The organism is Pseudomonas sp. FeS53a, from assembly GCF_000931385.1.
GTDB classification, from domain to species: domain Bacteria; phylum Pseudomonadota; class Gammaproteobacteria; order Pseudomonadales; family Pseudomonadaceae; genus Metapseudomonas; species Metapseudomonas otitidis.
Window position 1 is genome coordinate 10,872 of record NZ_JYFT01000078.1, and the last position, 20,214, is coordinate 31,085.

At 65.6% G+C, this 20,214-nt stretch carries 18 protein-coding genes and 1 pseudogene; 4 read left to right on the forward strand and 15 right to left on the reverse strand.

The genetic code is table 11. The features are described from left to right. Positions 1–10 precede the first annotated feature (10 nt). The 7 genes from SZ55_RS24455 to SZ55_RS24485 all read right to left on the reverse strand — a co-directional run bounded on the left by SZ55_RS24455 (position 11) and on the right by SZ55_RS24485 (position 7,979). Positions 11–1,345, reverse strand: a complete 1,335-nt coding sequence (locus SZ55_RS24455) for a DUF58 domain-containing protein (protein ID WP_044413078.1) — start codon at positions 1,343–1,345, stop codon at positions 11–13. After that, positions 1,342–2,484 (reverse strand): AAA family ATPase, encoded by a 1,143-nt coding sequence (locus SZ55_RS24460; RefSeq protein ID WP_044413081.1) that lies wholly within the window; start codon positions 2,482–2,484, stop codon positions 1,342–1,344. The genes SZ55_RS24455 and SZ55_RS24460 overlap by 4 nt, the downstream gene beginning before the upstream one ends. After that, on the reverse strand, positions 2,481–3,791 hold the full coding sequence (locus tag SZ55_RS24465) for a DUF4350 domain-containing protein (protein ID WP_044413084.1): 1,311 nt from the start codon (positions 3,789–3,791) through the stop codon (positions 2,481–2,483). The genes SZ55_RS24460 and SZ55_RS24465 overlap by 4 nt, the downstream gene beginning before the upstream one ends. Then, the gene (locus SZ55_RS24470) at positions 3,788–5,437 is read right to left on the reverse strand and encodes a DUF4129 domain-containing protein (protein ID WP_044413087.1); all 1,650 of its coding nucleotides are present in this window, start codon (positions 5,435–5,437) and stop codon (positions 3,788–3,790) included. The genes SZ55_RS24465 and SZ55_RS24470 overlap by 4 nt, the downstream gene beginning before the upstream one ends. After that, a complete protein-coding gene (locus tag SZ55_RS24475; RefSeq protein ID WP_044413090.1) occupies positions 5,424–6,401 on the reverse strand; it encodes a stage II sporulation protein M in 978 nt (325 codons plus the stop codon). The genes SZ55_RS24470 and SZ55_RS24475 overlap by 14 nt, the downstream gene beginning before the upstream one ends. Then, on the reverse strand, positions 6,398–7,135 hold the full coding sequence (locus tag SZ55_RS24480; RefSeq protein WP_044413092.1) for an RDD family protein: 738 nt from the start codon (positions 7,133–7,135) through the stop codon (positions 6,398–6,400). The genes SZ55_RS24475 and SZ55_RS24480 overlap by 4 nt, the downstream gene beginning before the upstream one ends. A gap of 94 nt (positions 7,136–7,229) precedes the next feature. Continuing rightward, positions 7,230–7,979, reverse strand: coding sequence for a hypothetical protein (locus tag SZ55_RS24485; protein ID WP_044413094.1), 750 nt, complete (start codon positions 7,977–7,979; stop codon positions 7,230–7,232). A 164-nt stretch (positions 7,980–8,143) separates the two neighbouring features. On the opposite strand from SZ55_RS24485, the gene sbcB reads away from it, so the two are divergent. Then, positions 8,144–9,574 carry an exodeoxyribonuclease I gene (gene sbcB / locus SZ55_RS24490; RefSeq protein ID WP_044413097.1) on the forward strand — a complete coding sequence of 477 codons (1,431 nt, stop codon included), beginning with the start codon at positions 8,144–8,146 and terminating at the stop codon, positions 9,572–9,574. A gap of 64 nt (positions 9,575–9,638) precedes the next feature. Here sbcB and mvaT read toward each other — a convergent pair whose 3' ends face one another. Then, a complete protein-coding gene (gene mvaT, locus SZ55_RS24495; RefSeq protein ID WP_044413100.1) occupies positions 9,639–10,016 on the reverse strand; it encodes a histone-like nucleoid-structuring protein MvaT in 378 nt (125 codons plus the stop codon). A gap of 302 nt (positions 10,017–10,318) precedes the next feature. Between mvaT and purU the strand changes: the two genes are divergently transcribed. From purU to SZ55_RS28490, 3 genes are read left to right on the forward strand one after another with little or no spacing between them, the layout of a single operon-like run. Then, on the forward strand, positions 10,319–11,170 hold the full coding sequence (gene purU, locus SZ55_RS24500) for a formyltetrahydrofolate deformylase (protein ID WP_044413103.1): 852 nt from the start codon (positions 10,319–10,321) through the stop codon (positions 11,168–11,170). A 30-nt stretch (positions 11,171–11,200) separates the two neighbouring features. Then, positions 11,201–11,620: a CBS domain-containing protein gene (locus tag SZ55_RS24505; protein ID WP_044413106.1), complete on the forward strand. Its 420-nt coding sequence runs from the start codon at positions 11,201–11,203 to the stop codon at positions 11,618–11,620. Positions 11,621–11,630: 10 nt separating this feature from the next. Further along, positions 11,631–11,807, forward strand: a complete 177-nt coding sequence (locus SZ55_RS28490; protein ID WP_172432852.1) for a hypothetical protein — start codon at positions 11,631–11,633, stop codon at positions 11,805–11,807. Between the two features lie 25 nt (positions 11,808–11,832). Here the strand turns inward: SZ55_RS28490 and SZ55_RS29200 are convergent, their stop codons facing one another. The 7 genes and pseudogenes from SZ55_RS29200 to SZ55_RS24535 all read right to left on the reverse strand — a co-directional run bounded on the left by SZ55_RS29200 (position 11,833) and on the right by SZ55_RS24535 (position 20,138). Further along, positions 11,833–12,597 carry a methyl-accepting chemotaxis protein gene (locus SZ55_RS29200; RefSeq protein ID WP_371321046.1) on the reverse strand — a complete coding sequence of 255 codons (765 nt, stop codon included), beginning with the start codon at positions 12,595–12,597 and terminating at the stop codon, positions 11,833–11,835. A 90-nt stretch (positions 12,598–12,687) separates the two neighbouring features. Continuing rightward, positions 12,688–13,710: pseudogene (locus SZ55_RS29205) on the reverse strand (HAMP domain-containing protein); the annotation flags it as partial. 216 nt (positions 13,711–13,926) lie between these two features. After that, the gene (locus tag SZ55_RS24515; protein ID WP_044413111.1) at positions 13,927–15,399 is read right to left on the reverse strand and encodes an inorganic phosphate transporter; all 1,473 of its coding nucleotides are present in this window, start codon (positions 15,397–15,399) and stop codon (positions 13,927–13,929) included. Between the two features lie 153 nt (positions 15,400–15,552). Then, the gene (locus SZ55_RS24520; protein ID WP_044413114.1) at positions 15,553–15,750 is read right to left on the reverse strand and encodes a hypothetical protein; all 198 of its coding nucleotides are present in this window, start codon (positions 15,748–15,750) and stop codon (positions 15,553–15,555) included. Positions 15,751–16,177: 427 nt separating this feature from the next. Next, positions 16,178–17,587: a GntR family transcriptional regulator MpaR gene (mapR, locus tag SZ55_RS24525; protein WP_044413117.1), complete on the reverse strand. Its 1,410-nt coding sequence runs from the start codon at positions 17,585–17,587 to the stop codon at positions 16,178–16,180. A 78-nt stretch (positions 17,588–17,665) separates the two neighbouring features. Continuing rightward, a complete protein-coding gene (gene ccoG / locus SZ55_RS24530; RefSeq protein WP_044413121.1) occupies positions 17,666–19,075 on the reverse strand; it encodes a cytochrome c oxidase accessory protein CcoG in 1,410 nt (469 codons plus the stop codon). A 595-nt stretch (positions 19,076–19,670) separates the two neighbouring features. Further along, positions 19,671–20,138, reverse strand: a complete 468-nt coding sequence (locus tag SZ55_RS24535) for a BRO-N domain-containing protein (RefSeq protein ID WP_044413123.1) — start codon at positions 20,136–20,138, stop codon at positions 19,671–19,673. Positions 20,139–20,214 lie beyond the last annotated feature (76 nt).

Here is a 20,214-nt window from a genome sequence, read left to right on the forward strand (position 1 = left end):
GCGGAGCGACTCAGAAGACGCCGGCCTTCTTCCAGGCCAGGTAGCGGCTGACCAGCTCGGGACCGAGCTCGGAAGGGCGGCAATCCAGAACCGGGACACCGTGGGCGGCCAGCCGCTCGTGCAGGCCGTTGCGGGCATTGAGGTAGCTCACCGTGCCGCAGTAGCCGAGGGCTTCCTCGTAGCGCTGCACAGGCGTGTGACGCAGGGTGTCGAGCACTTCCTCGCGCAGGCTGGCCACCAGCACACGGTGTTGCCGGCCCAGGCGCTTCACCGCTGTCAGCAGTTCCTCGTCGTCCTCGTCACGCAGGTTGGTCACCAGCACCACCAGGGCGCGGCGGCGTTGCTTGGCCAGCAGCGTGTCGATGGCGGTGGCGAAGTCGGCGGGGCGCTGGCTGCTTTCCAGGTCGTACACCGCGTTGAGCAGCACCGAGAGCTGGGCCTGGCCCTTGACCGGTGCCAGGTAGCGATCCGCGCCGGTGCCGGCGAAGGTCGACAGACCCACCGCGTCGCCCTGGCGCAGGGCCACGTAGCTGAGCAGCAGGCTGGCGTTGAGGGCATGGTCGAAGTGCGAGAGGTCGCCGTCCTGGCTGCGCATGCGGCGGCCACAGTCGAGCATGAAGACGATCTGCTGGTCGCGCTCGTCCTGGTACTCTCGGGCAATCGGCGTGCGCTTGCGGGCGGTGGCCTTCCAGTCGATCTGCCGCAGGGTGTCGCCGTCGCGGAATTCCCTCAACTGGTGGAACTCCAGCCCCAGGCCACGGCGTGGGCGCTGGCGCACGCCGAGCTGGCTGATCCAGTCGTCCACCGCCATCAGCTGGGCGCCGTAGAGGCGGGCGAAGTCGGGGTAGACGCGGGTTTCGTCGCTCATCTCCAGGCGCCGGCGATGGCCCCAGAGCCCCAGCGGACTGGGCAGCTCCACCTCGCAGCGGGGGAAGATGAAGCGGCCGCGGGCCAGCGGACGGACGCGGTAGCCGAATTCGGTGGTGTTGCCGGGCTGCAGGCCGACCACCTGGGGCAGGTGCTCGAACTCCATGCCTTCGGGCACGTGGTCGAACACCTTCAGTGCCAGTTCGCGGGCGTAGGGGTGGTGCACGGTCATGCGCACTTCGCCCCAGCGACCGAGGGACAGGTTGCCGTGCAGCTGGCGCTCCAGGCGTGGCGAGGGCAGTTGTCGGAGCCAGGTGGCGTCGAGCGCGGCGATGAAGCCCAGGGCGCCAAGCAGGCCCCACCAGATGAGGTGGAGCTGCGCCGGCGCACCGACCTTGAGGGCATCCAGGGTGCCGAGCACGATGCCGAGCGCCAGCAGGACGCCCAGCAGGGCCAGCAGGAGGCGCGATGGCTTCATAGGCGGGGTGCCGGCACCTGGTCGAGCAGTTGCTGGAGTACGTCGTCGACGGAGCGGCCTTCGATGTCCAGCTCGGGCGACAGGCGCACGCGGTGGCGCAGCACGGCCAGGGCGCAGGCCTTGATGTCGTCGGGGAGCACGAAGTCGCCGCCGCGCAGCAGGGCGCGGGCACGGCCGCCACGCACCAGGGCGATGGAGGCGCGCGGGCCAGCCCCCATGGCCAGGCCCGGCCAGCTGCGGGTGGCGCGGGCCAGGCGCACGGCGTAGTCGAGCACCTGGTCGTCGATCGGCAGCTCGCTGGCGATGCGTTGCAGAGCCTGGACGTCCTTGGCCTGCAGCAGGGTGCGCAGAGGCGCCACCTCCAGCATGTCGGCACGGGCGGAGCGGGTCACCTGGCGCACCAGGGCGAGCTCTTCGCCGGCCTCGGGGTAGTCCATGCGCAGCTTGAGCATGAAGCGGTCCAGCTCGGCCTCGGGCAGGGGGTAGGTGCCTTCCTGCTCGATGGGGTTCTGGGTGGCCATCACCAGGAATGGCTGGGGCACGGCCAGGGCGCGGCCTTCCAGGGTGACCTGGCGTTCCTGCATCACTTCCAGCAGGGCGGCCTGGGTCTTGGCGGGGGCGCGGTTGATCTCGTCCGCCAGCAGCAGGTTGGTGAACACCGGGCCCTTGCGCAGCTTGAACTGCTCGCTCTGCATGTCGTAGACGGCGTGGCCGGTAACGTCGCTGGGCATCAGGTCGGGGGTGAACTGGATGCGCGAGAACTCACCGCCGAAGCAGCGCGCCAGGGCACGTACCAGGAGGGTCTTGCCGAGGCCGGGCACGCCTTCCACCAACACGTGGCCGCCGGCCAGCAGGGCGGTGAGCACGTCGTCGATGACCTGCAGCTGGCCGACCACGGCCTTCTGCAGCTCCTGGCGCAGGGCCTGGGCCAGCTGGCTGGCGCGCTGGCGCTGGGAACTGGCGGCAGTGGTGTGTGCGGGCGCTGGCTGCGGGGCCGGTGTCGGCGCTGGTGCGGCAGCAGCCGGTGCCGGTTGGGCGGGCTGGGGCGTGGCGGTGGCATCCGAGGTCACGTCGGCGAGGTCCAGGTTGAGGCCTTCGGCTTCGTCGGTGATCGGCTGATCGGGCTTCTGTTCGCTCATAGGGCATTCCTGAGGCTTTGCAGGTGGGCGACCTGGCGGGTGAATTCGGAGGCGCTGAGGCGCTGCTTGGGCAGCGGCCGCATGGCCTGGCTGATGGCGCTGGGGGGCAGGCGGCTGAGGCGGCTGAGCACCTGCCACTGCTCGGCCACGCCGAGGCGTTCGAAACCGGGGTGACGACGACGGGCGCGGCGCAGGATGTCGCCCTGCAGGTGGCGCAGCAGCACCTGGTTGCCACTGCGGCGCAGGAGGAAGTCGGCGCTGGCACGCAGGTGCTCTTCCAGTTGCCGGCGCGCGCGGTTCGCCGGGGCGATCTGCGGGCCCTGGCGCAGGCCGACGTGCCATAGGCCGAGCAGCACCAGCAGGGCGAGGGCGGCCAGGGCTTCGGGGAAGTGGCGGCCGAGCAGGCTGGCCAGGTCGTCGCGGTCGGCGTTGTAGAGCAGCGTGGCGTGGGTGTCCTGGGTCAGGTACCAGAGCAGCCAGGCGTTGTCGTGGCTGGCAATGTTGTCGTTCTGCCAGATCCAGCTGTCGGTGAGCACGGTGACCAGGCCGTTGCCGTAGTTCATCTGCAGCATGTGGGTGGCCTTGTCGCTGTTGGCCCAGGCGTGGGCGCGGTCCTCGCTGTCGTACAGGTGGAAGCGGGTGTCGAAGTCGATGTAGGCCGGTGCGTCTTCGTTCTCCAGATACAGCTTGGTCAGCTCGGGGTAGGGCTCCCCGTCATCTTCGCCATCCGCTTCCGGCTGCTCGTCGGCGGGGGCTTCGGCCTGCTGGGTCGCTTCATCGGTGTCGGCGTCGTCGCGGCTGTCGGCCTCGCTGTCAGCGTCTTCGCTGTCCGTTGCCTGCTCCTCGTCCGCTGCGCTCTCGGACGCATCCTCGTCGACGTCGTCGAGCTCCTCGGCGTCGAACTGCTGGATGCCGAGGCGGTTGAGCAGCAGGTCGTCGCTGGTGCCGGTTTCCTCGTCGTAGAGGGCTTCGGCCACGAACAGCAGGTGGCCGCCCTTGCTGGCCCATTCCAGTACGCGGTCGGCCTGGGAGGGTGTCATGTTCTCGCGGCTGGCGATCAGCAGCAGGGTGTTGCCGGGAGCGGGCAGGGTGTCCAGCACGCTGAGGTTGTCGGCCCGGCTGACCTCGATGCCCTGGCGCTTGAGGTAGTACTGGGCGGCCAGGTAGTCGTCCTGGCGGGCCTCGGGGGCTGCGCCCAGTTCGAGGGTTTCCTCGTAGGGCTCCAGGCGGCCGAGCAGGTAGATGGCAATGAGCCCGATGATCAGGAACGCAAGGGCGCCAAGGATGAACTGGCCGCGACGGCTCATGCGCTGGCCCCCTGGGCGAACAGTCGGCGCCAGCCTTCACAGAGGCCGCGCTTGAGGGTTTCCGGCGGCATCTGGTGGCCGTAGGCGAGGTTCTGCCAGTGGCGGGTCAGCACCTGGGCGAAGCGCCCGAGGTCGTCACGTTCCAGGGCCTGGACCAGCTGCAGTACTTCGCCTTCGGTGTGGGAGCCCTTGAGGGGCAGGCGGAAGTCGTGCAAAAGCCGGCTGAGCAGGGCGCGGTAGAGCAGGCCGAGGGCTTCGCGGGGGTGGTCGCTCCAGAGGCGTTCGGCTTCGGCGGCGACATCGTCGGGCAGGCTTTCGGGCGCCACTTCCAGGCCGAACAGCTGGGTGGGGGTGTCGCGGCGGATGCGGGCGGGCAGGCCGATCCGGTCGACGAAGGTGGAGAGCCATTCGCGGTAGCGCCAGACCAGCAGCAACACCAGGCTGATGACCAGGGTCCAGAGCAGGACCTCGATGACCTTGGCGAGGAAGCCGAGGGATTTCCAGAAGTCCCCCAGGGCCATGAGGCCACGGATGAAGCGTTCGAGGGCGTCCTTGTCTTCCTGGCTCAGCTCTTTCGCATTTTCCTTCTTCTCCGGCTTCTCGTCCTCGTGCAGGCGCCAGCGGGTCACCGTCTCGCGGTTGGTGAAGGGCGGGGCGTCGAGAATGGCCTTGATGTTGTCCCGGGAGGCTGTGCTGGTGAGAGGCTGGTTGAGCAGGCGGTCGGCATCGGGGCCCATCGGGTCGACCTTCTCTTCCGGCTTGGCGGCGGCCTTGTCGTCGGCAGTGGCCGTGTCGGGCACCGACTCGGCTGTGGTCTCCTCTGCGACGGCGGGTGCGGAAGGCAGGGTGAAGGCCAGGCCGACGCTCAGGCCCAGCAGCAGGGCGTAGGCGACTCCGGTGAGGCGCTGGCGCAGGCGGCGGAATACCAGCTCGATGTCCCAGGCTTCCAGCTGGGTGCGGCGGTTCAGGTAGAGGGTGAAGCCGCAGGCGACGTAGACCGGCTCCCAGATGATCAGTACGAAGGCGTAGAACAGGTTGGACAGGTGCTCGATCCAGACCCACTCACCTTCCTGGGCTTGCAGCAGCTTCTGCCAGTCCATGTCGATGATCAGCTGCTGGGGCAGCATCAGGTAGAGGAGGGTGATGAAGCCGGTGAACAGCGCCCACTCCAGGTGCATGCCGATGATGGTCAGCCAGGTGGCCCCGCCGGCGTCGCGCTGGCCCAGCACGGCCAGGCGCTGGCTGCGCGGGATGCCGGACAGGCCTTCGAGCTGCATGACCGGCATGTCGAAACTGCGGGTGGGGCTGAAGCGGCGCCAGGTCAGGCTGGAGATGATCTGTCGCCTGGCCAGGGGCGGCCAGGCCTTGAGCGCTTCGCGCAGGGTCGGGGTGTCGCCGAACAGGGCGCGGGAGAGGATGTACAGCGGCAGGCGTTCGAACAGCGGCTTGAGCCACCAGAAGGCGATGAAGGCCCAGGTGGAGTACTTCCACAGCAGCAGGCTGATGACGATGAACACCGGCAGGGTGGTCAGCGCCCAGCTGGCCATCAGCAGGCCGGCGTGGCGGCGGGCCAGCAGGACGCCCAGGTCCATGGCTTCCCAGGCGCTGCGTGGGCGGATGGCGACGGAGGCGTCAGTCAGGCGCATGGCCACCCCGTCCGGCAAACGTGAAATAGCTGCCCACCAGCATCCACAGGCCGCTGCCGACCACGTACTTCACCAGGGGCGTGGCTAAGGTCATGGAGGACCAGTAGGCCTCGATGAAGGCGGCGATCAGCAGCATCAGGATCACTCCGGCCACCAGGCGCACGCTGCGGGCACCGGCCAGGCGCAGGGATTCGGCACGGGTGTAGCGACCGGGGGCCAGCAGCGCCCAGCCGAGTTGCAGCCCGGCGGCGCCGGCGAAGGTGATGGCGGTGAGTTCGAAGGCGCCGTGGCCGATGACGAAGGACCAGAAGGTCTCGCCGTAGCCGGCCTGGGTCAGGTGGCCGGCGATGGCGCCGATCATCAGGCCGTTGAAGAGGATGAAGAACAGGCTGCCGACCCCAAAGAGCAGGCCACCGGCGTAGGTCTGAAAGCCGATGCCGATGTTGTTCATGATGTAGTGGCCGAACATCATCCAGTCGTCGCTGGCGTCGCGCTTGCTGGCGCCGATGCGGTGGGCGTCCGGCTCGTACATCGAATCCATCTCGCTGACCTGTTCCGGCGAGACGACGCTGTAGACCAGATCGGGGAAGCAATACACCAGCACGCCCATGAGGATGAGGGTGCCGTAGAACAGCAGGCTGGACACGGCGATGCTGCGCCACTGTTCGCGCACCAGGCGCGGGAAGCCGCCGAGGATGAAGCCGAGGATCTGCGCACCCAGGTGGCTGCGGTGGCGGTAGAACTGCTGGTGGCCACGCATGGCCAGGTGCTGCAGCTGGTCGATCAGGTGGCTGCTGTAGCCGCGCTCCTGGGCGAGGGAGAGCTGCTGGCAGAGGTGGCGGTACTCCGCGGCGAAGGTCTCGCAGCTGGCGGGGTCGGCCTTGCCGCGTTCCAGGGCGTCGAGCTGGGCGGCGAAGCGGTTCCAGCTGGCCTGGTGGCGGTGTTCGAAGAGGCTCTGTTTCATGGGCTTCCCAGTAGGCCGCGGGCAATGCCGTTGAGCGTGGCTTCGGCCTGTTCGGGCGGTGTTTCCAGGGGTGCGGCGAGGATGCCGGCCAGCTCGGCACGGCGGCCGCTGGAGAGGCCGGCCTGGCGCTCGGCGAAGCCGAGGATGGCGCGCTGCTCCTCCAGGCTCAGGGGCACCGGCGAGCGCAGGGGCGTGGCCTCGGGCAGGTTCGGGCGGCTGGCCTTCTCTTCGCGGTAGACCACCAGGGTCCCGGCGGCGATGTCGCCCAGGCGCTTGAAAGCCGGGTTGAGCAGGCTGCTGATCAGCCCGAGGGTATAGCCGAAGGGCAGCAGGTCGATGAAGCGCAGCAGGTTACGCACCAGGGAGGAGGCCCAGCCCACCGGGGTGCCGTCGTCATGCACCACGCGCAGGCCCATGACCTGCTTGCCGGGGGAACGGCCCTGGTTGAGCACCTCGAACAGCACCATGTACCACCAGTTGACCAGGAACAGCAGGATCATCCCCAGGCCGATACCGAACTGGCCGAGCAGGGCGAGGACCACGAACATCACCAGGAGGATGCCGCCACGGATCAGCAGGTCGATGAAGAACGCCAGGGCGCGTGGCAGGAGGCTGGCGGGGCGCAGCAGCAGGTCGATGCCTTCGGGCGTCTCGACGCGGTAGCGGGTGTCCAGCGGAGCGGTCAGACCCTGCTCATTTCCGTATGGGCTGTTGTTGCCGGTCGTAGAAGACATGGTCCGACTGCGTGGAGGGGGTGGCCGATGCTAGCGAGCAACGGGGTGGCGAGGCAACCGATCCGCGCCGGCGGATCGGTCCGGGCTCCGCGAATTACTGGGGGAACTGCTGGATGCCGAAGATGCGCTGGTACAGCAGGGCCACCACCACGAAGCACATGGGCAGGGTCCAGACCAGGCCGATGAACAGCGGCAGGGCGCTGAGCATGACGATCAGGCCGAGCAGGGCGAACAGACCGAAGCACTTGAACCAGCGCTGGCTGATGGCGCGCCGCGAGGCTTCCATCGCCTGCCAGGGCGACAGGCCGCGCTCTACCACCAGCGGCATCGCGAGCATGTAAGCGATGCAGAGATAGATGCCCGGAATGACCAGGAGCAGCAAGCCTAGATAGATGAGCACTGGAATCAGCGCGTTGAGTATCGCCAGCGGTATGAATTTGCCGAACTGCGAGAAAATCTGATTGAAGTTGACAGGCTGGCCCGTCACATGACGCATGGCCAGCAGGTACATGCCTGCCAGTATAGGCGCCGCGCAGATGCCGGAGATTATGCTGATCAATAACTGTGCAATCAGCTGAAGTGTACCGTCACTTACAACGAACGCTACGACCAGACCTGGGATCATGCTGATTGCCTGGTTGACAGCAGAGTAGACGACCATCCCACCAATCAGCAGACCTTTCAGGCCATGAGTAAGACGCCAGCTTTCGCTCAGGATATCTCCGATGTGGAAATCATAGCCTCGCGTAAGCGCCTCTTCGATGCTGGGAGTAGTGCCTGCTGGGGGCTGCTCAAGCAGTTCACTGGTTGGGATTGAATAAGGGTTCTGCTGGAGTTCGCTCATGACGCTTCCCTGTGCCTTGGGCCTGGATATGAATGGTGGGCGAGTTTCTGGAGTTGTCCGGGCAATTGCAATCGGCTGCATCACGATTTGGCGATTTGCCTTGGGAGGGGGGCTGTTAGACTTCCGGCCCATTGCGACCCTGCGCCCGGATTCAAGGAGGCGGCGTGACCCCCAGCATCTTCTGGTACGACTACGAGACCACCGGCATCAACCCGCGTTGCGACCGGGCCATCCAGGTGGCCGGCATCCGCACCGACGAGGCCCTGAACGAAGTCGGCGAGCCGGTGAACCTGTATTGCCGCGTCAGCGACGACATCCTGCCCCACCCGGCGGCCTGCCTGGTGACCGGTATCCTGCCGTCGACCCTGCAAGGCAAGGGGCTGGACGAGGCAGCCTTCATCTACCGGGTGCATGCCGAGCTGTCGCGCCCGGGCACCTGCGGCGCGGGCTACAACACCCTGCGCTTCGATGACGAGGTGACCCGCTACAGCTTCTACCGCAACTTCATCGACCCCTATGCCCGGGAATGGCAGGGCGGCAACAGCCGCTGGGACCTGATCGATACCCTGCGCACGGCCTATGCCCTGCGGCCGGAAGGCCTGCAGTGGCCCACCGAGGAGGGGCGGGTGACCCTGCGCCTGGAGCGGCTGACTGCTGCCAACGGCATCGACCATGGCCAGGCCCACGACGCGCTGTCCGACGTGCGTGCCACCATCGGCATGGCCCGTCGGGTGCGCGAAGCCCAGCCCAAGCTGTACGACTACCTGTTCCAGCTGCGCAGCAAGCACAAGGTGATGGAGCAGATCCGCCTGATGCAGCCGCTGGTCCACGTATCGGGCCGCTATTCGGCGGAGCGTCATTTCCTCGCCGTGGTGCTGCCGCTGGCCTGGCACCCGCGCAACCGCAACGCCCTGATCGTCTGTGATCTGCAGGTGGAGGTTTCGCCCTTGCTGGATCTGGATGCCGAAACCTTGCGCGCCCGTCTCTATACCCGACGGGATGCCCTGGCCGAAGGCGAGCTGCCGGTCCCGCTGAAACTGCTGCACATCAACAAGTGCCCTGTGGTGGCACCGCTTTCCGTACTAAGGCCTGCGGATCGGGAGCGGATTGGCGTCGACCTGGCCGCCTGTCAGGCCAAGGCAGATGAACTGGCACGGCAACAGGCGAACTGGCAGGACAAGTTGGCAATGGTTTATGCCGAAGAGTCCTTTGCCGGCAGCGAAGATCCCGAGCAGCAACTTTATGGCGGCTTCCTCGGGGATCGTGATCGTCGACTGTGCGAGCAGGTGCGCAATGCCGATCCGCAGCGACTGGCGCGGGAAGTATGGCCATTCGATGATTCGCGCTTGCCGGAGTTGCTGTTCCGTTACCGGGCGCGAAACTTCCCGGAAACTTTGAGTGCGGAGGAGCAGTCGCGTTGGCAGGAGTTCTGTCGGAATCGGCTTATGCATCCCAATTACGGAGCACCCAATACCCTGGCGGCATTCACCGAAGCGGTGCTGGAGTTGCGTGCAACTGCGTCAACCGATCAGTTGGCGATTCTTGATGCCTGGCAAGCCCATGCCGAAGTAATGCGTCAGCGTTATTCGCTGTAGTCCTGTTCGAACAGGCAATAAAAAACGCCAGCATCCGCTGGCGTTTTTGTTGAAACCGACTGAATCAGCCCAGCAGGGTGGCCCAGCTTTCAACGGTTTCGGCGCCCCACTTGGCTTTCCACTCTTTCAGGGTCTTGTGGTTGCCACCTTTGGTTTCGATGACTTCGCCGGTGTTCGGGTTCTTGTACTGCTTGACCTTGCGGGCACGCTTGGTGCCGGTGGCCGGCTTGGCTGCGCGCGGTTGCTTGGCGGCTTTGGCCTCGGGGTCGAGCAGGGCAATGATATCGCGCAGGGACTTCTGGTATTCGCCCATCAGGGTGCGGAGTTTGCCTTCGAATTCCAGTTCTTTCTGCAGCTTGTCGTCCTGGGACAGGTTCTTCAGGCGCTCCTGGAGTTCTTTGATGGCTTCTTCAGTGGCGCGGTATTCATTGATCAGCGACATGTCGGCGTCCCTTGGTGAATTAGGGGTGAATGATGTGGAGGGATAATAGTCAGGACACTAAACCAAGTAAACATGTCAGGAAAGTATCAATCGAATATTTTTTACCAATGAATGCAGGCGGGCCTGTTAGTTGTTCACCCACAACTGGCATGAACAACTCCCCCGTCAATTGAAGACCCGCGTGCTAATACCCATGCCCCTGGCAGGGGCACGCGGGACGTCGGATGAAGTGTTCGGGCCTGCTGAAGTTTTCACCGCGTGCCGCTAGAATGGCCGCCTTTGCGAAGTATCTGGAGTTTCCCATGCGCACATTTCGTCTGGTGATTGCCTGCCCGGACGGCGTCGGCATTGTCGCCAAGGTGAGTAATTTCCTGGCCACCTATAACGGTTGGATCACCGAGGCAAGCCATCACTCCGACAACCAGAGCGGTTGGTTCTTCATGCGGCATGAAATCCGCGCCGACTCGCTGCCGTTCGACCTGGACGGTTTCCGCCAGGCCTTCGCGCCGATTGCCCGGGAGTTCTCCATGTCCTGGCGCATCACCGATTCGGCGGTGAAGAAGCGCGTGGTGCTGATGGCCAGCCGTGAGTCCCACTGCCTGGCCGACCTGCTGCACCGCTGGCACAGCGGCGAGCTGGATTGCGAGATTCCCTGCGTCATCGCCAACCACGACGACCTGCGCAGCATGGTCGAGTGGCACGGCATCCCCTACTTCCACGTGCCGGTGGACCCGAAGGACAAGGCCCCGGCCTTCGCCGAGGTGTCCCGCCTGGTCGACGCACACAATGCCGACACCGTGGTGCTGGCGCGCTACATGCAGATCCTCCCGCCGGACCTGTGCCAGCGCTACGCCCACCAGGTGATCAACATCCACCACAGCTTCCTGCCCTCCTTCGTGGGTGCCAAGCCTTACCACCAGGCTTCGCTGCGTGGCGTGAAGCTGATCGGCGCCACCTGCCACTACGTCACCGAGGAGCTGGACGCCGGCCCGATCATCGAACAGGACGTGGTGCGCATCAGCCACCGCGACGACATCGAAGACCTGGTCCGTCTCGGCAAGGACGTGGAGAAGCTGGTGCTGGCCCGTGGCCTGCGCTACCACCTGGAAGACCGCGTGCTGGTGCACGACAACAAGACCGTCGTCTTCGACTGATCGCACATTGCCGGAACAAGGAACGATCCCATGCTCAAGTCCGTCCAGGTTCGTGACTACATGACCCACCACCAGGTGACCTTCCGGCCGGAGACCGACCTGTTCCTGGCCATCGGGCGCCTGCTGGAGCACCGCCTGAGCGGTGCCCCGGTGGTGGACGCCCAGGGCCACCTGCTGGGCATGCTGTCCGAATCCGATTGCCTGCGCGGCATTCTCTCCGGTGCCTACTACGACGCCGTAGGCGGTGTGGTGGGAGCGTGCATGCAGGCGCAGCTGGACAGCGTCTCCCCCGACGAGGACGTGGTCGACGTCTGCCAGCGCCTGCTGCGTGAGCAGCGTGAGGCCTTGCCGGTGGTGGAGCGGGGCGTGCTGGTGGGCGTGCTCAGCCGCCGTGATGCCCTGCGGGCGATCAAGGCCTTCGCCCAGCACGACGCCAGCCGCCTGGCCTAGGGGACTGCCCATGTCCGATCCGCTCGATCGCGCCACCTCGAAAGCCCCGCCCACCCTCGGCGAGGGCTGTGTGCGGCGCTATGACCCCGAGGCGCTGGACGAGGAGGACGGCACCGACTTCCCGGATGCCGAAGCCCTCTGGAAGCAGATCCAGGACGAAGCGGAAGACACGAAAAAGGCGCCTTGAGGCGCCTTTTTCATGCCCGGACGGTTCAGATGCGGAAGCTGTCCACCAGGTGCTTCAGGCGGGCGGCCTGCTGCTCCAGGTCCGCGCAGGCACGCAGGGTCGCCTGTAGGTTCTCCACGCCTTCCTGGTTGAGCATGTTGATCTCGTTGATGTCCACGTTGAGGGACTCCACCACTGAGGTCTGCTCTTCCGTCGCGGTCGCCACCGACTGGTTCATGCCGTCGATCTCGCCGATGCGCAGGGTCACGCTGGAGAGGCGCTCGCCGGCCTGGTTGGCGATGGTCACGCTCTCCTCGCTGTAGCGCTGGCTCTCGGTCATGGTGTTGACCGCCTCGCGAGCGCCCACCTGCAGCTCCTCGATCATCTTCTGGATCTCCTGCGCCGACTCCTGGGTACGGTGGGCCAGGTTGCGCACTTCGTCCGCCACCACCGCGAAGCCGCGCCCGGCTTCGCCCGCGCGGGCGGCCTCGATGGCCGCGTTCAGCGCCAGCAGGTTGGTCTGCTCGGAGATGCCCTTGATCACCTCCAGTATCTGCCCGATGTTCACCGTCTTGGCGTTGAGGGCCTCGATGTTGGCGCAGGAGGTGCTGATCTTCGCCGACAGGTCGCTCATGGCCTTGATGGTCTGCTCCACCACCTGGCGGCCGTCTTCCGACTGGTCCTTGGCATCGGAGGCCTGGTGGGAAGCATCCGCCGCGTTGCGGGCGATCTCCTGGGCGGCCGCGCCCAGCTCGTTGATCGCCGCCGCCACGCTGTTGGTGCGCTGTGCCTGCTCGTCGGAGTTGCTCATGGAGGAGTTCGAGGCGTTCAGCACCAGCTGGGCGACCTCGTTCACCTGGCGCGTGGTGGCCGAGACCTCGCGGATGGAGGCGTGGATCCGCTCGACGAAACGGTTGAAGGCCTGGGCCAGCTCGCCGAATTCATCCTGGGAGTGCACCTCCAGCCGACGGGTCAGGTCGCCTTCGCCCTGGGCGATGTCGCTCATGGCACGGCCCATCAGCAGCAGCGGCTGCATCAGGAAGCGGATCAGCATGCCCAGCAGGAGGATGATGATCACCACCGAGATCACCATGACGATGATGGCCGAGGTGCGGAACTCATTGAGCATCGAGAAGGCCTGGGCCTTGTCGATGGACAGGCCGATGTACCACTTCACCGTCGGCAGCCCCTTGATGGGCGCGAAGGTGAGGATGCTGGGCTTGCCGTCCAGCTCCGTCTCGGTGAAGTCGCTGCTGATGCGCGGGGTGTTGGTCGGGTAGACCTCTGCCAGCTTCTTCATCACCAGGTCCTTGTTGGGGTGGACCAGGATGGTGCCGTCCTCGCTCACCAGGAAGGCGTAGCCCATGCCCTGGAAGTCCAGCGAGTTGACGATCTGCTGCAGGGTTTCCAGGCTCAGGTCGCCGCCCACCACGCCCTGGCCGGGCGCCGGCGTGGCGATGGTCATGATCAGCACCTTGGTCGCCGCGTCGATGTAGGGCTCGGTCAGGGTGGTCGAGCCGGCGGCGATGGCATCCTTGTACCAGGGGCGCACGCGCGGGTCGTAGCCAGCCGGCATCTCCGCATCCGGGCGCATGGTGAAGGCGCCGTCTTTGGTACCCAGGTAGGTGAAGGCGAAGGTGGAGGTCAGCGCCTTCTGCTCCAGCAGCTTGGCCACTGCATCCGGCTCGGGGTGCTGGGCAATGTTCTGGGCCAGGTTCTCCACCATCAGGATCCGGCCGGAGAGCCAGTTCTGGATGTTGCCGGCGGTGACGTTACCCATTTCCTTCAGGTAACTCTCCAGGTCTTCCCGGATCGCATTCCGTTGCAGGTAGTCGTTGTACAGGGTGAACAGCGAGAAGGCCGCGATCACCACCAGCGAGGCGGCGAGCAGGATCTTGTGGCTGAACTTCATATTTTTGGTCATGGCTTCGTGCGTCCGGTTGGGGCGGGGTGCCGAGTGCGGCGAGTGCGCGGCTTCTGGTGGTCGCGTCCCCCACTGTGTCGGTCATTACCCATTAAAGCTTGAGGCTGGCTAAATGCCTGTATGTCGGAACTTTCCACAGGTATTCAGCGACGCCCCGGCCGGCGAGCAGGCATGAAAAAGGCGCCCTTAGGCGCCTTTCCCGATGAAGCCGATGAGTCAGACGAACAGCGTGGTCGCCAGCCAGAACAGGCCGGCGGAGAGCGCCATCGAGGTGGGCAGGGTCAGCACCCAGGCCATCAGGATGTTGCGCACGGTGCCGCCCTGCAGGCCGCTCTTGTTGGCGACCATGGTGCCGGCCACGCCGGAGGAGAGCACGTGGGTGGTGGAGACCGGCAGGCTGTAGATGTTGGCCATGCCGATGGCGATGGCGGCGGTGATCTGCGCGCTCATGCCCTGGGCGTAGCTCATGCCCTGCTTGCCGATCTTCTCGCCGACGGTGAGCACCACGCGCTTCCAGCCGACCATGGTGCCGATGCCCAGGGCCAGGGCCACCGCGATGATCACCCAGAAGGGGGCGTACTCGGTGGTGGCGGTCAGGTCCTTGCGCAGCTTCTCCAGGTCGGCCTTTTCACGGGCCGGCAGGTCGGACAGCTTGCCCACCTTCTTCGCCGTGTCGTCCAGGCAGAGCAGGTAGCGGCGGGTCTCGACGCGCTTCTCCTCGCTCATGTCGGCGTAGCTCTGCACGCCCTGCAGGTTGCCCAGCAGGCCGGCGATGGTCGCCTCGGTCTGCTTCGGCTCGCAGCGGAACGCCTGCGGCATCTCGCTCACGTTGGCTTTGCCGAGGGCCAGCATCTCACCGAGGGTGTCGGTGTGGCGCTGGTAGAACTGGCTCAGGTGAGTGGCGGCGTCGCGGGTGCGCTCGATCTGGTAGGTGGTGCTGTTCAGGTCCAGCACGAACTTGGCCGGAACGATGCCGATCAGCACCAGCATGATCAGGCCGATGCCCTTCTGGCCGTCGTTGGAGCCGTGCACGAAGCTAACGGCCATGGCCGAGAGCACCAGCACCAGGCGGTTCCAGAACGGCGGGTGCTTCTTGTCGTCCAGTTCCTTACGGGTTTCCGGCGTCTTGTGCATCTTCGACAGCGGGTACAGCCACTTCAGGCTCAGCAGCACCAGGGCTGCGACCATGAAGCCGGCCGCCGGGGAGAAGATCAGCGACAGGCCGATATCGATGGCCTTGCCCCAGTTCACGCCTTCGCCCAGGGGCAGATCGGAGATCAGCGCGTTGGCCAGGCCGACGCCGAGGATCGAACCGATCAGGGTGTGGGAGCTGGAGGCGGGGATACCGAAGTACCAGGTGCCCAGATTCCAGGTGATGGCCGCCGCCAGCAGCGAGAACACCATGGCCAGCCCGTGGCCGGTGTTGACGTTGATGAGCAGCTCCACCGGCAGTAGGTGGACGATGGCATAGGCCACGCCGACTCCACCCAGCAGCACGCCGAGGAAGTTGAAGATGCCGGAGAGCACCACCGCCCGGTAGGGCGACATGGCCTTGGTGTAGATGACCGTGGCGACCGCGTTGGCGGTGTCATGGAAACCGTTGATGAACTCGAAGGTCAGGACGAATGCCAGGGCGAGCACCAGGCTCAGCACCAGCCAGGCATCAAGCCCGCTGAAGAGATCGAACATGAAGGTTGTATGACGGCTGGTTAGGGGGCGCGGATTATGCCAGAAAACCGCTTCCCGCCCAGCTCCGGACCGCCGATTGGTCGTATCGTTCCGTGCGTCATGGCAGCGCAGCCCTAGAGGCGAGGGCTGCGCAGGCTTTGTTTAAAAATCGTTTCAGTCCGATTGCTTGAGCTCTTTTTCCATCTTCTGGAGCTCGCGCTCGAAAGCCTGGTCCAGGTAGTTGGGGCGTTTGCGCCATGGCTTGCGTTCGGGGTCCGGCTGGGCGGCGTAGGTGGTGACTTCCCCGCCATATACATCCTTGTAACGTTTCTCCTGGCGCTCGAGTTCGGCGCGCAGTTCGTCTTTCGTCACGTAATGATCCGCTTGTGTGCTGTTGAAATGGTCTTGATCCAAGTTCCGGTGATGAAGGGTCGAATACCCTTTGCAACTTTCGCCGGAAGAGGAGTGTGCGTGCCTTGCACAATCCTGGTGCAACCTCGAGGTTGTCTTCGTGATCCGCCCAGGCCGCATGGCGCCTGTGTTACAGCGAGGTCGCAATGCGTATCGGGAGGTGGGCGAAGTATATAGGCAAACTTGTCGCCAGCTCTAGGCTCGCGTGAAAAGTTCATACACCGTCACAGGCGGAACATGGGGCCGCCCGCGTGATTCAAACACCGCCGTACTTCGCTGCCATGGCAACTTTGTAGCGACTGTGTATCGAACCTGAAGCATAGAACACACAAAAGCCGGCAAAGTTCAGGTCAATGAACGAGCCGGCCATTGGCGTGGGGAAGGGCGCTCAGAGGGACTTGATGATGCGCCCGAGGGTCTCCACCGCCTGCTCGCTGCGGGGCGTCCAGGGGTGGCCATAGTTGAGACGGGCGCAATGCCCGTAGCTGCGGGTCGCGGAGAAGATCGGCCCCGGCGCGATGCTGATGCCCTGGGCCAGGGCCAGCTGGAACAGCCGCAGCGCATCCACCTGGCGGGGGAATTCCAGCCAGAGGAAGTAGCCGCCGTCGGGCCGGCTGACCCCGGTCTGCTCCGGCAGGTGCCGGGCCACCGCCGCCAGCATCGCGTTCTGCTGGCTCTCCAGCGCATAGCGCAGGCGCCGCAGGTGGCGGTCGTAGCCGCCATGCTGCAGGTAGTCGGCAATGGCCGCCTGGGCCGGCACCGAGGCGGAGATGCTGGTCATCAGCTTCAGCCGCTCGATCTCCCCGGCATAGCGCCCACCCGCCACCCAGCCGACCCGGTAGCCCGGCGCCAGGCTCTTGGAGAACGAACTGCAGTGCATCACCAGGCCCTCACTGTCGAAGGCCTTCACCGGCTTGGGCGCGTGCTGGCCGAAGTACAGCTCGGCGTACACGTCGTCCTCGATCATTGGCACCTGGTAGCGGGCCAGCAGCCCCGCCAGGTGCTTCTTGCGTTCCTCGGTCAGGCTCGCCCCGAGCGGGTTGTGGAAGTTGCTCATGAACCAGCAGGCCTTGATCGGCAGGCTGGCCAGGCTGCGCTCCAGCACCTCCAGGTCGATGCCCTCGCGCGGGTGCACGGGGATTTCCACCGCCTTCAGCTTGAGCCGCTCCAGCACCTGCAGGCTGGCGTAGAACGCCGGCGACTCGATGGCCACCAGGTCGCCCGGCCGGGTCACCACCTGCAGGCAGAGGTTCAGCGCCTCCAGGGCGCCGTTGGTGATCACCAGCTCCTCGATGGGCAGCGGCAGCCCGCCGACCATGTAGCGCAGGGCGATCTGCCGGCGCAGGCCGTGGTTGCCCGGCGTCATGTCGGCCACGGTGGAGCGCGGGTCCATGTCGCGCACCGCATGGGCCATGGAGCGCGCCAGGCGTTGCAGGGGGAACAGGTCCGGGCTGGGGAAGGCCGAGCCGAAGGGCACCGTATCCGGATCACGGATCGAACTGAGCACCGAGAACACCAGCTCGCTCACGTCCACCTCGGTGGTGGCCGCCTCGCGGCTGCTCACCTGGGGCTCCTGCAGCGGCCGTTTGACGTGCTGGCAGACGAAGTAGCCGGAGCGCGCGCGGGCCATGATCAGCCCGCGGCTCTCAAGCAGGTAGTACGCCTGGAACACCGTGGAGGCACTGACCCCGTAGGTGCGGCTGGCATGCCGCACCGAGGGTACCTTCTGGCCCGGCGCCAGGACGCCGGTGCGGATCAGTTCGGCGATCTCGTCCGCGAATTTCTCGTAGCGCTTCATCTTGTCCTGGGGAAGGTGGGCCGGGGAGGCCCACTCTAAGCGCTGCGTGCGGCTACCGCCACGGCCGTGCTCCATGGCTCAGCGCCTCGGGCTGACGAAGGTGCTGCTGGCGCTGGCCTGGGCATCGCCCTCCACCGCGCGGATGCGGAACACCAGCTCGCGGGGGCCGCTGCGGCCATCGTCGTCCACCAGGGCCACCGACACCGGCAGGTCGAGGATCTCCCCGGCTTCCACCTTGATCAGCGCCGGCGCCTCCAACTCCAGGCCATCGCCCTCGGCCAGTTCCAGGCGGTAGCGCAGGTCCTGCTGGGTCTTGTTGATCAGCTTCAGGTTGTAGATGTTCTCGATCTGCCCAGCGGCGTTCTCGCGGAACATGCCCCGGTCCTTGATCACATCCAGCGATACCTCCGAGCGCGTCGCCAGCAACCAGGCGAAGGCCCCGATCATGATCACCAGCGCAGCGGCGTAACCCACCAGGCGCGGACGCAGCAGGTGCGTGGTACCGCCTTCCAGCTCGCGTTCCGAGCTGTAGCGCACCAGGCCCTTGGCGTAGCCCATCTTCTCCATCACCGAATCGCAGGCGTCCACGCAGGCCGCACAGCCGATGCAGGCGATCTGCAGGCCATCGCGGATGTCGATGCCGGTCGGGCACACCTGCACGCACACCGTGCAATCGATGCAATCGCCCAGGCCCTGGCTCTTCGGGTCCACCCCCTTCTTGCGCGCCCCGCGCGACTCGCCCCGGGCGGTGTCGTAGGAGATCACCAGGGTGTCCTTGTCGAACATCACGCTCTGGAAGCGCGAATAGGGGCACATGTGGATGCACACCTGCTCACGCATCCAGCCGGCATTGATGTAGGTGGCCGCAGTGAAGAACACCACCCAGAACAGCGCCACCCCGCCGGCTTCCAGCGTCAGCAGGTTCATCGCCAGCTCACGCACCGGCGTGAAGTAGCCGACGAAGGTCACCGCCGTGGCCAGGCTGATGGCCAGCCACAGACCGTGCTTGGCCACGTTGCGTGCCACCTTCTCCGCACCCCAGGGCGCGGCGGCCAGCTTGATGCGCTGGTTGCGGTCACCCTGGGTGCGCTGCTCCACCCACATGAACATCCAGGTCCAGACGCTCTGCGGACAGGTGTAGCCGCACCACACCCGGCCGGCGAACACCGTGATGAAGAACAGCCCGAAGGCACAGATGATCAGCAACCCCGACAGCAGGATGAAGTCCTGCGGCCAGAAGGTCGCACCGAAGATGTAGAACTTGCTGTCCTCCAGGCTCCAGAGCACGGCCTGGCGGCCGTCCCAGTCGAGCCAGAGGGTGCCGAAGAACAACAGGCACAACAGCCCCGCGCCCAACCGGCGCAGGTTGCGGAAGCGCCCGGTGAAGCTGCGGGTGTGGATCGGTGCACTGGAGGCATACAGGGACGTGGCAGCGGGGCGACTCGTTGGGTCGACCTCTACCTGCCGGACGGGGATGGTCTCGCTCATGATTCAGGCCTTTTGGGCTATGACGGCGAGGCGGACTATAGGGAGACGCTGATACCGGAAACAGATTCAGGTAATCAGGCAAAAACCATATCAGATGACCCCGCAGCACCCCCTGACCCTTGAAACCCGTGGTTCCTGGCCGGGCGGGCGAAGGCCCTGTCGGGATCGCGGCAATAAGTCGCAGTGCAGATGATCAGACGGCACGCTTCACACGCAGACGCTCCACCGCAGACACCCCGTGGGAACGAATTCATTCGCGAAAGCCCCCCGCACGCCCCACCCGGTATACACCCGTAGGGGCGATTTCAATCGCCCAAGGGCAACCCCGTTGCCCCAAAGGCCCCTCCCGACACCATGCGGGGCCAAGGCGAACGCCATTGGTGGATGGAAAGAGCGCCATCCCCCCCTACGCCTGACCGCAGGCAGCACCCCGTGGGAGCGAATTCATTCGCGAAAAATCTTCCGCTCGACCCACCCGGCATACGCCTGTAGGGGCGATTTCAAWCGCCCAAGGGCAACCCCGTTGCCCCCAAAGGCCCCTCCCGACACCGAAAGGGGCCAAGCCCAGGTCAGCGACCGCCAGCCGGGGTACCGGTCATGCCGTCCCCTCCGGCTCGCCAGCAATGAAGGACGGCAAATCCCGCCAGGCCACCCACAGCTCCCCTTGCCAGCGCACCACCCCCAGCCGACGCCCGCCGTAGTTCAACACCTCACGGCTGGGCGCCGCATCCGGCGTGCGGTGGTGGTCATGCAGCGTCGGCACCAGCACCTCGTTCAGCCAGCGGCCCACCTCACCATGCTTCGGCTGACCGAACTGGAATAATGCCCGGTAGGCGCCGATATCGCTGATCACCACCACCTCTTCGTGGAAGTCATCGCTGTAGCCAAGAGCGAGGGTTTGCTGCTCGTGAGGCTCCAGGGCCGGGAGCAAGGGGAGGGCATCGGCCAGGCCGATCAACTGCGCGAAATCATGGGCGACGAACCAGGGCTGGTTGTCGACCATCACCGCGCGCAGGCGTTGGTGGTGGTGATAGAAAACGAAGGGGGTGAAAGCCTTGTTCATGGTGAATCTCCTCTTGCGATAGGAAGACTCCACCACTCCCGCTGTCATCGAGGGTGGCAGATCGCGCGGGGTTGAC

Bases quoted from the DNA above. Each gene is read 5' to 3' on its own strand.
- SZ55_RS24455 (WP_044413078.1), bottom strand. From the start codon at position 1,345: ATGAAGCCATCGCGCCTCCTGCTGGCCCTGCTGGGCGTCCTGCTGGCG.
- SZ55_RS24460 (WP_044413081.1), bottom strand. From the start codon at position 2,484: ATGAGCGAACAGAAGCCCGATCAGCCGATCACCGACGAAGCCGAAGGC.
- SZ55_RS24465 (WP_044413084.1), bottom strand. From the start codon at position 3,791: ATGAGCCGTCGCGGCCAGTTCATCCTTGGCGCCCTTGCGTTCCTGATC.
- SZ55_RS24470 (WP_044413087.1), bottom strand. From the start codon at position 5,437: ATGCGCCTGACTGACGCCTCCGTCGCCATCCGCCCACGCAGCGCCTGG.
- SZ55_RS24475 (WP_044413090.1), bottom strand. From the start codon at position 6,401: ATGAAACAGAGCCTCTTCGAACACCGCCACCAGGCCAGCTGGAACCGC.
- SZ55_RS24480 (WP_044413092.1), bottom strand. From the start codon at position 7,135: ATGTCTTCTACGACCGGCAACAACAGCCCATACGGAAATGAGCAGGGT.
- SZ55_RS24485 (WP_044413094.1), bottom strand. From the start codon at position 7,979: ATGAGCGAACTCCAGCAGAACCCTTATTCAATCCCAACCAGTGAACTG.
- mvaT (WP_044413100.1), bottom strand. From the start codon at position 10,016: ATGTCGCTGATCAATGAATACCGCGCCACTGAAGAAGCCATCAAAGAA.
- purU (WP_044413103.1), top strand. From the start codon at position 10,319: ATGCGCACATTTCGTCTGGTGATTGCCTGCCCGGACGGCGTCGGCATT.
- SZ55_RS24505 (WP_044413106.1), top strand. From the start codon at position 11,201: ATGCTCAAGTCCGTCCAGGTTCGTGACTACATGACCCACCACCAGGTG.
- SZ55_RS28490 (WP_172432852.1), top strand. From the start codon at position 11,631: ATGTCCGATCCGCTCGATCGCGCCACCTCGAAAGCCCCGCCCACCCTC.
- SZ55_RS29200 (WP_371321046.1), bottom strand. From the start codon at position 12,597: ATGAGCAACTCCGACGAGCAGGCACAGCGCACCAACAGCGTGGCGGCG.
- SZ55_RS24515 (WP_044413111.1), bottom strand. From the start codon at position 15,399: ATGTTCGATCTCTTCAGCGGGCTTGATGCCTGGCTGGTGCTGAGCCTG.
- mapR (WP_044413117.1), bottom strand. From the start codon at position 17,587: ATGAAGCGCTACGAGAAATTCGCGGACGAGATCGCCGAACTGATCCGC.
- ccoG (WP_044413121.1), bottom strand. From the start codon at position 19,075: ATGAGCGAGACCATCCCCGTCCGGCAGGTAGAGGTCGACCCAACGAGT.
- SZ55_RS24535 (WP_044413123.1), bottom strand. From the start codon at position 20,138: ATGAACAAGGCTTTCACCCCCTTCGTTTTCTATCACCACCACCAACGC.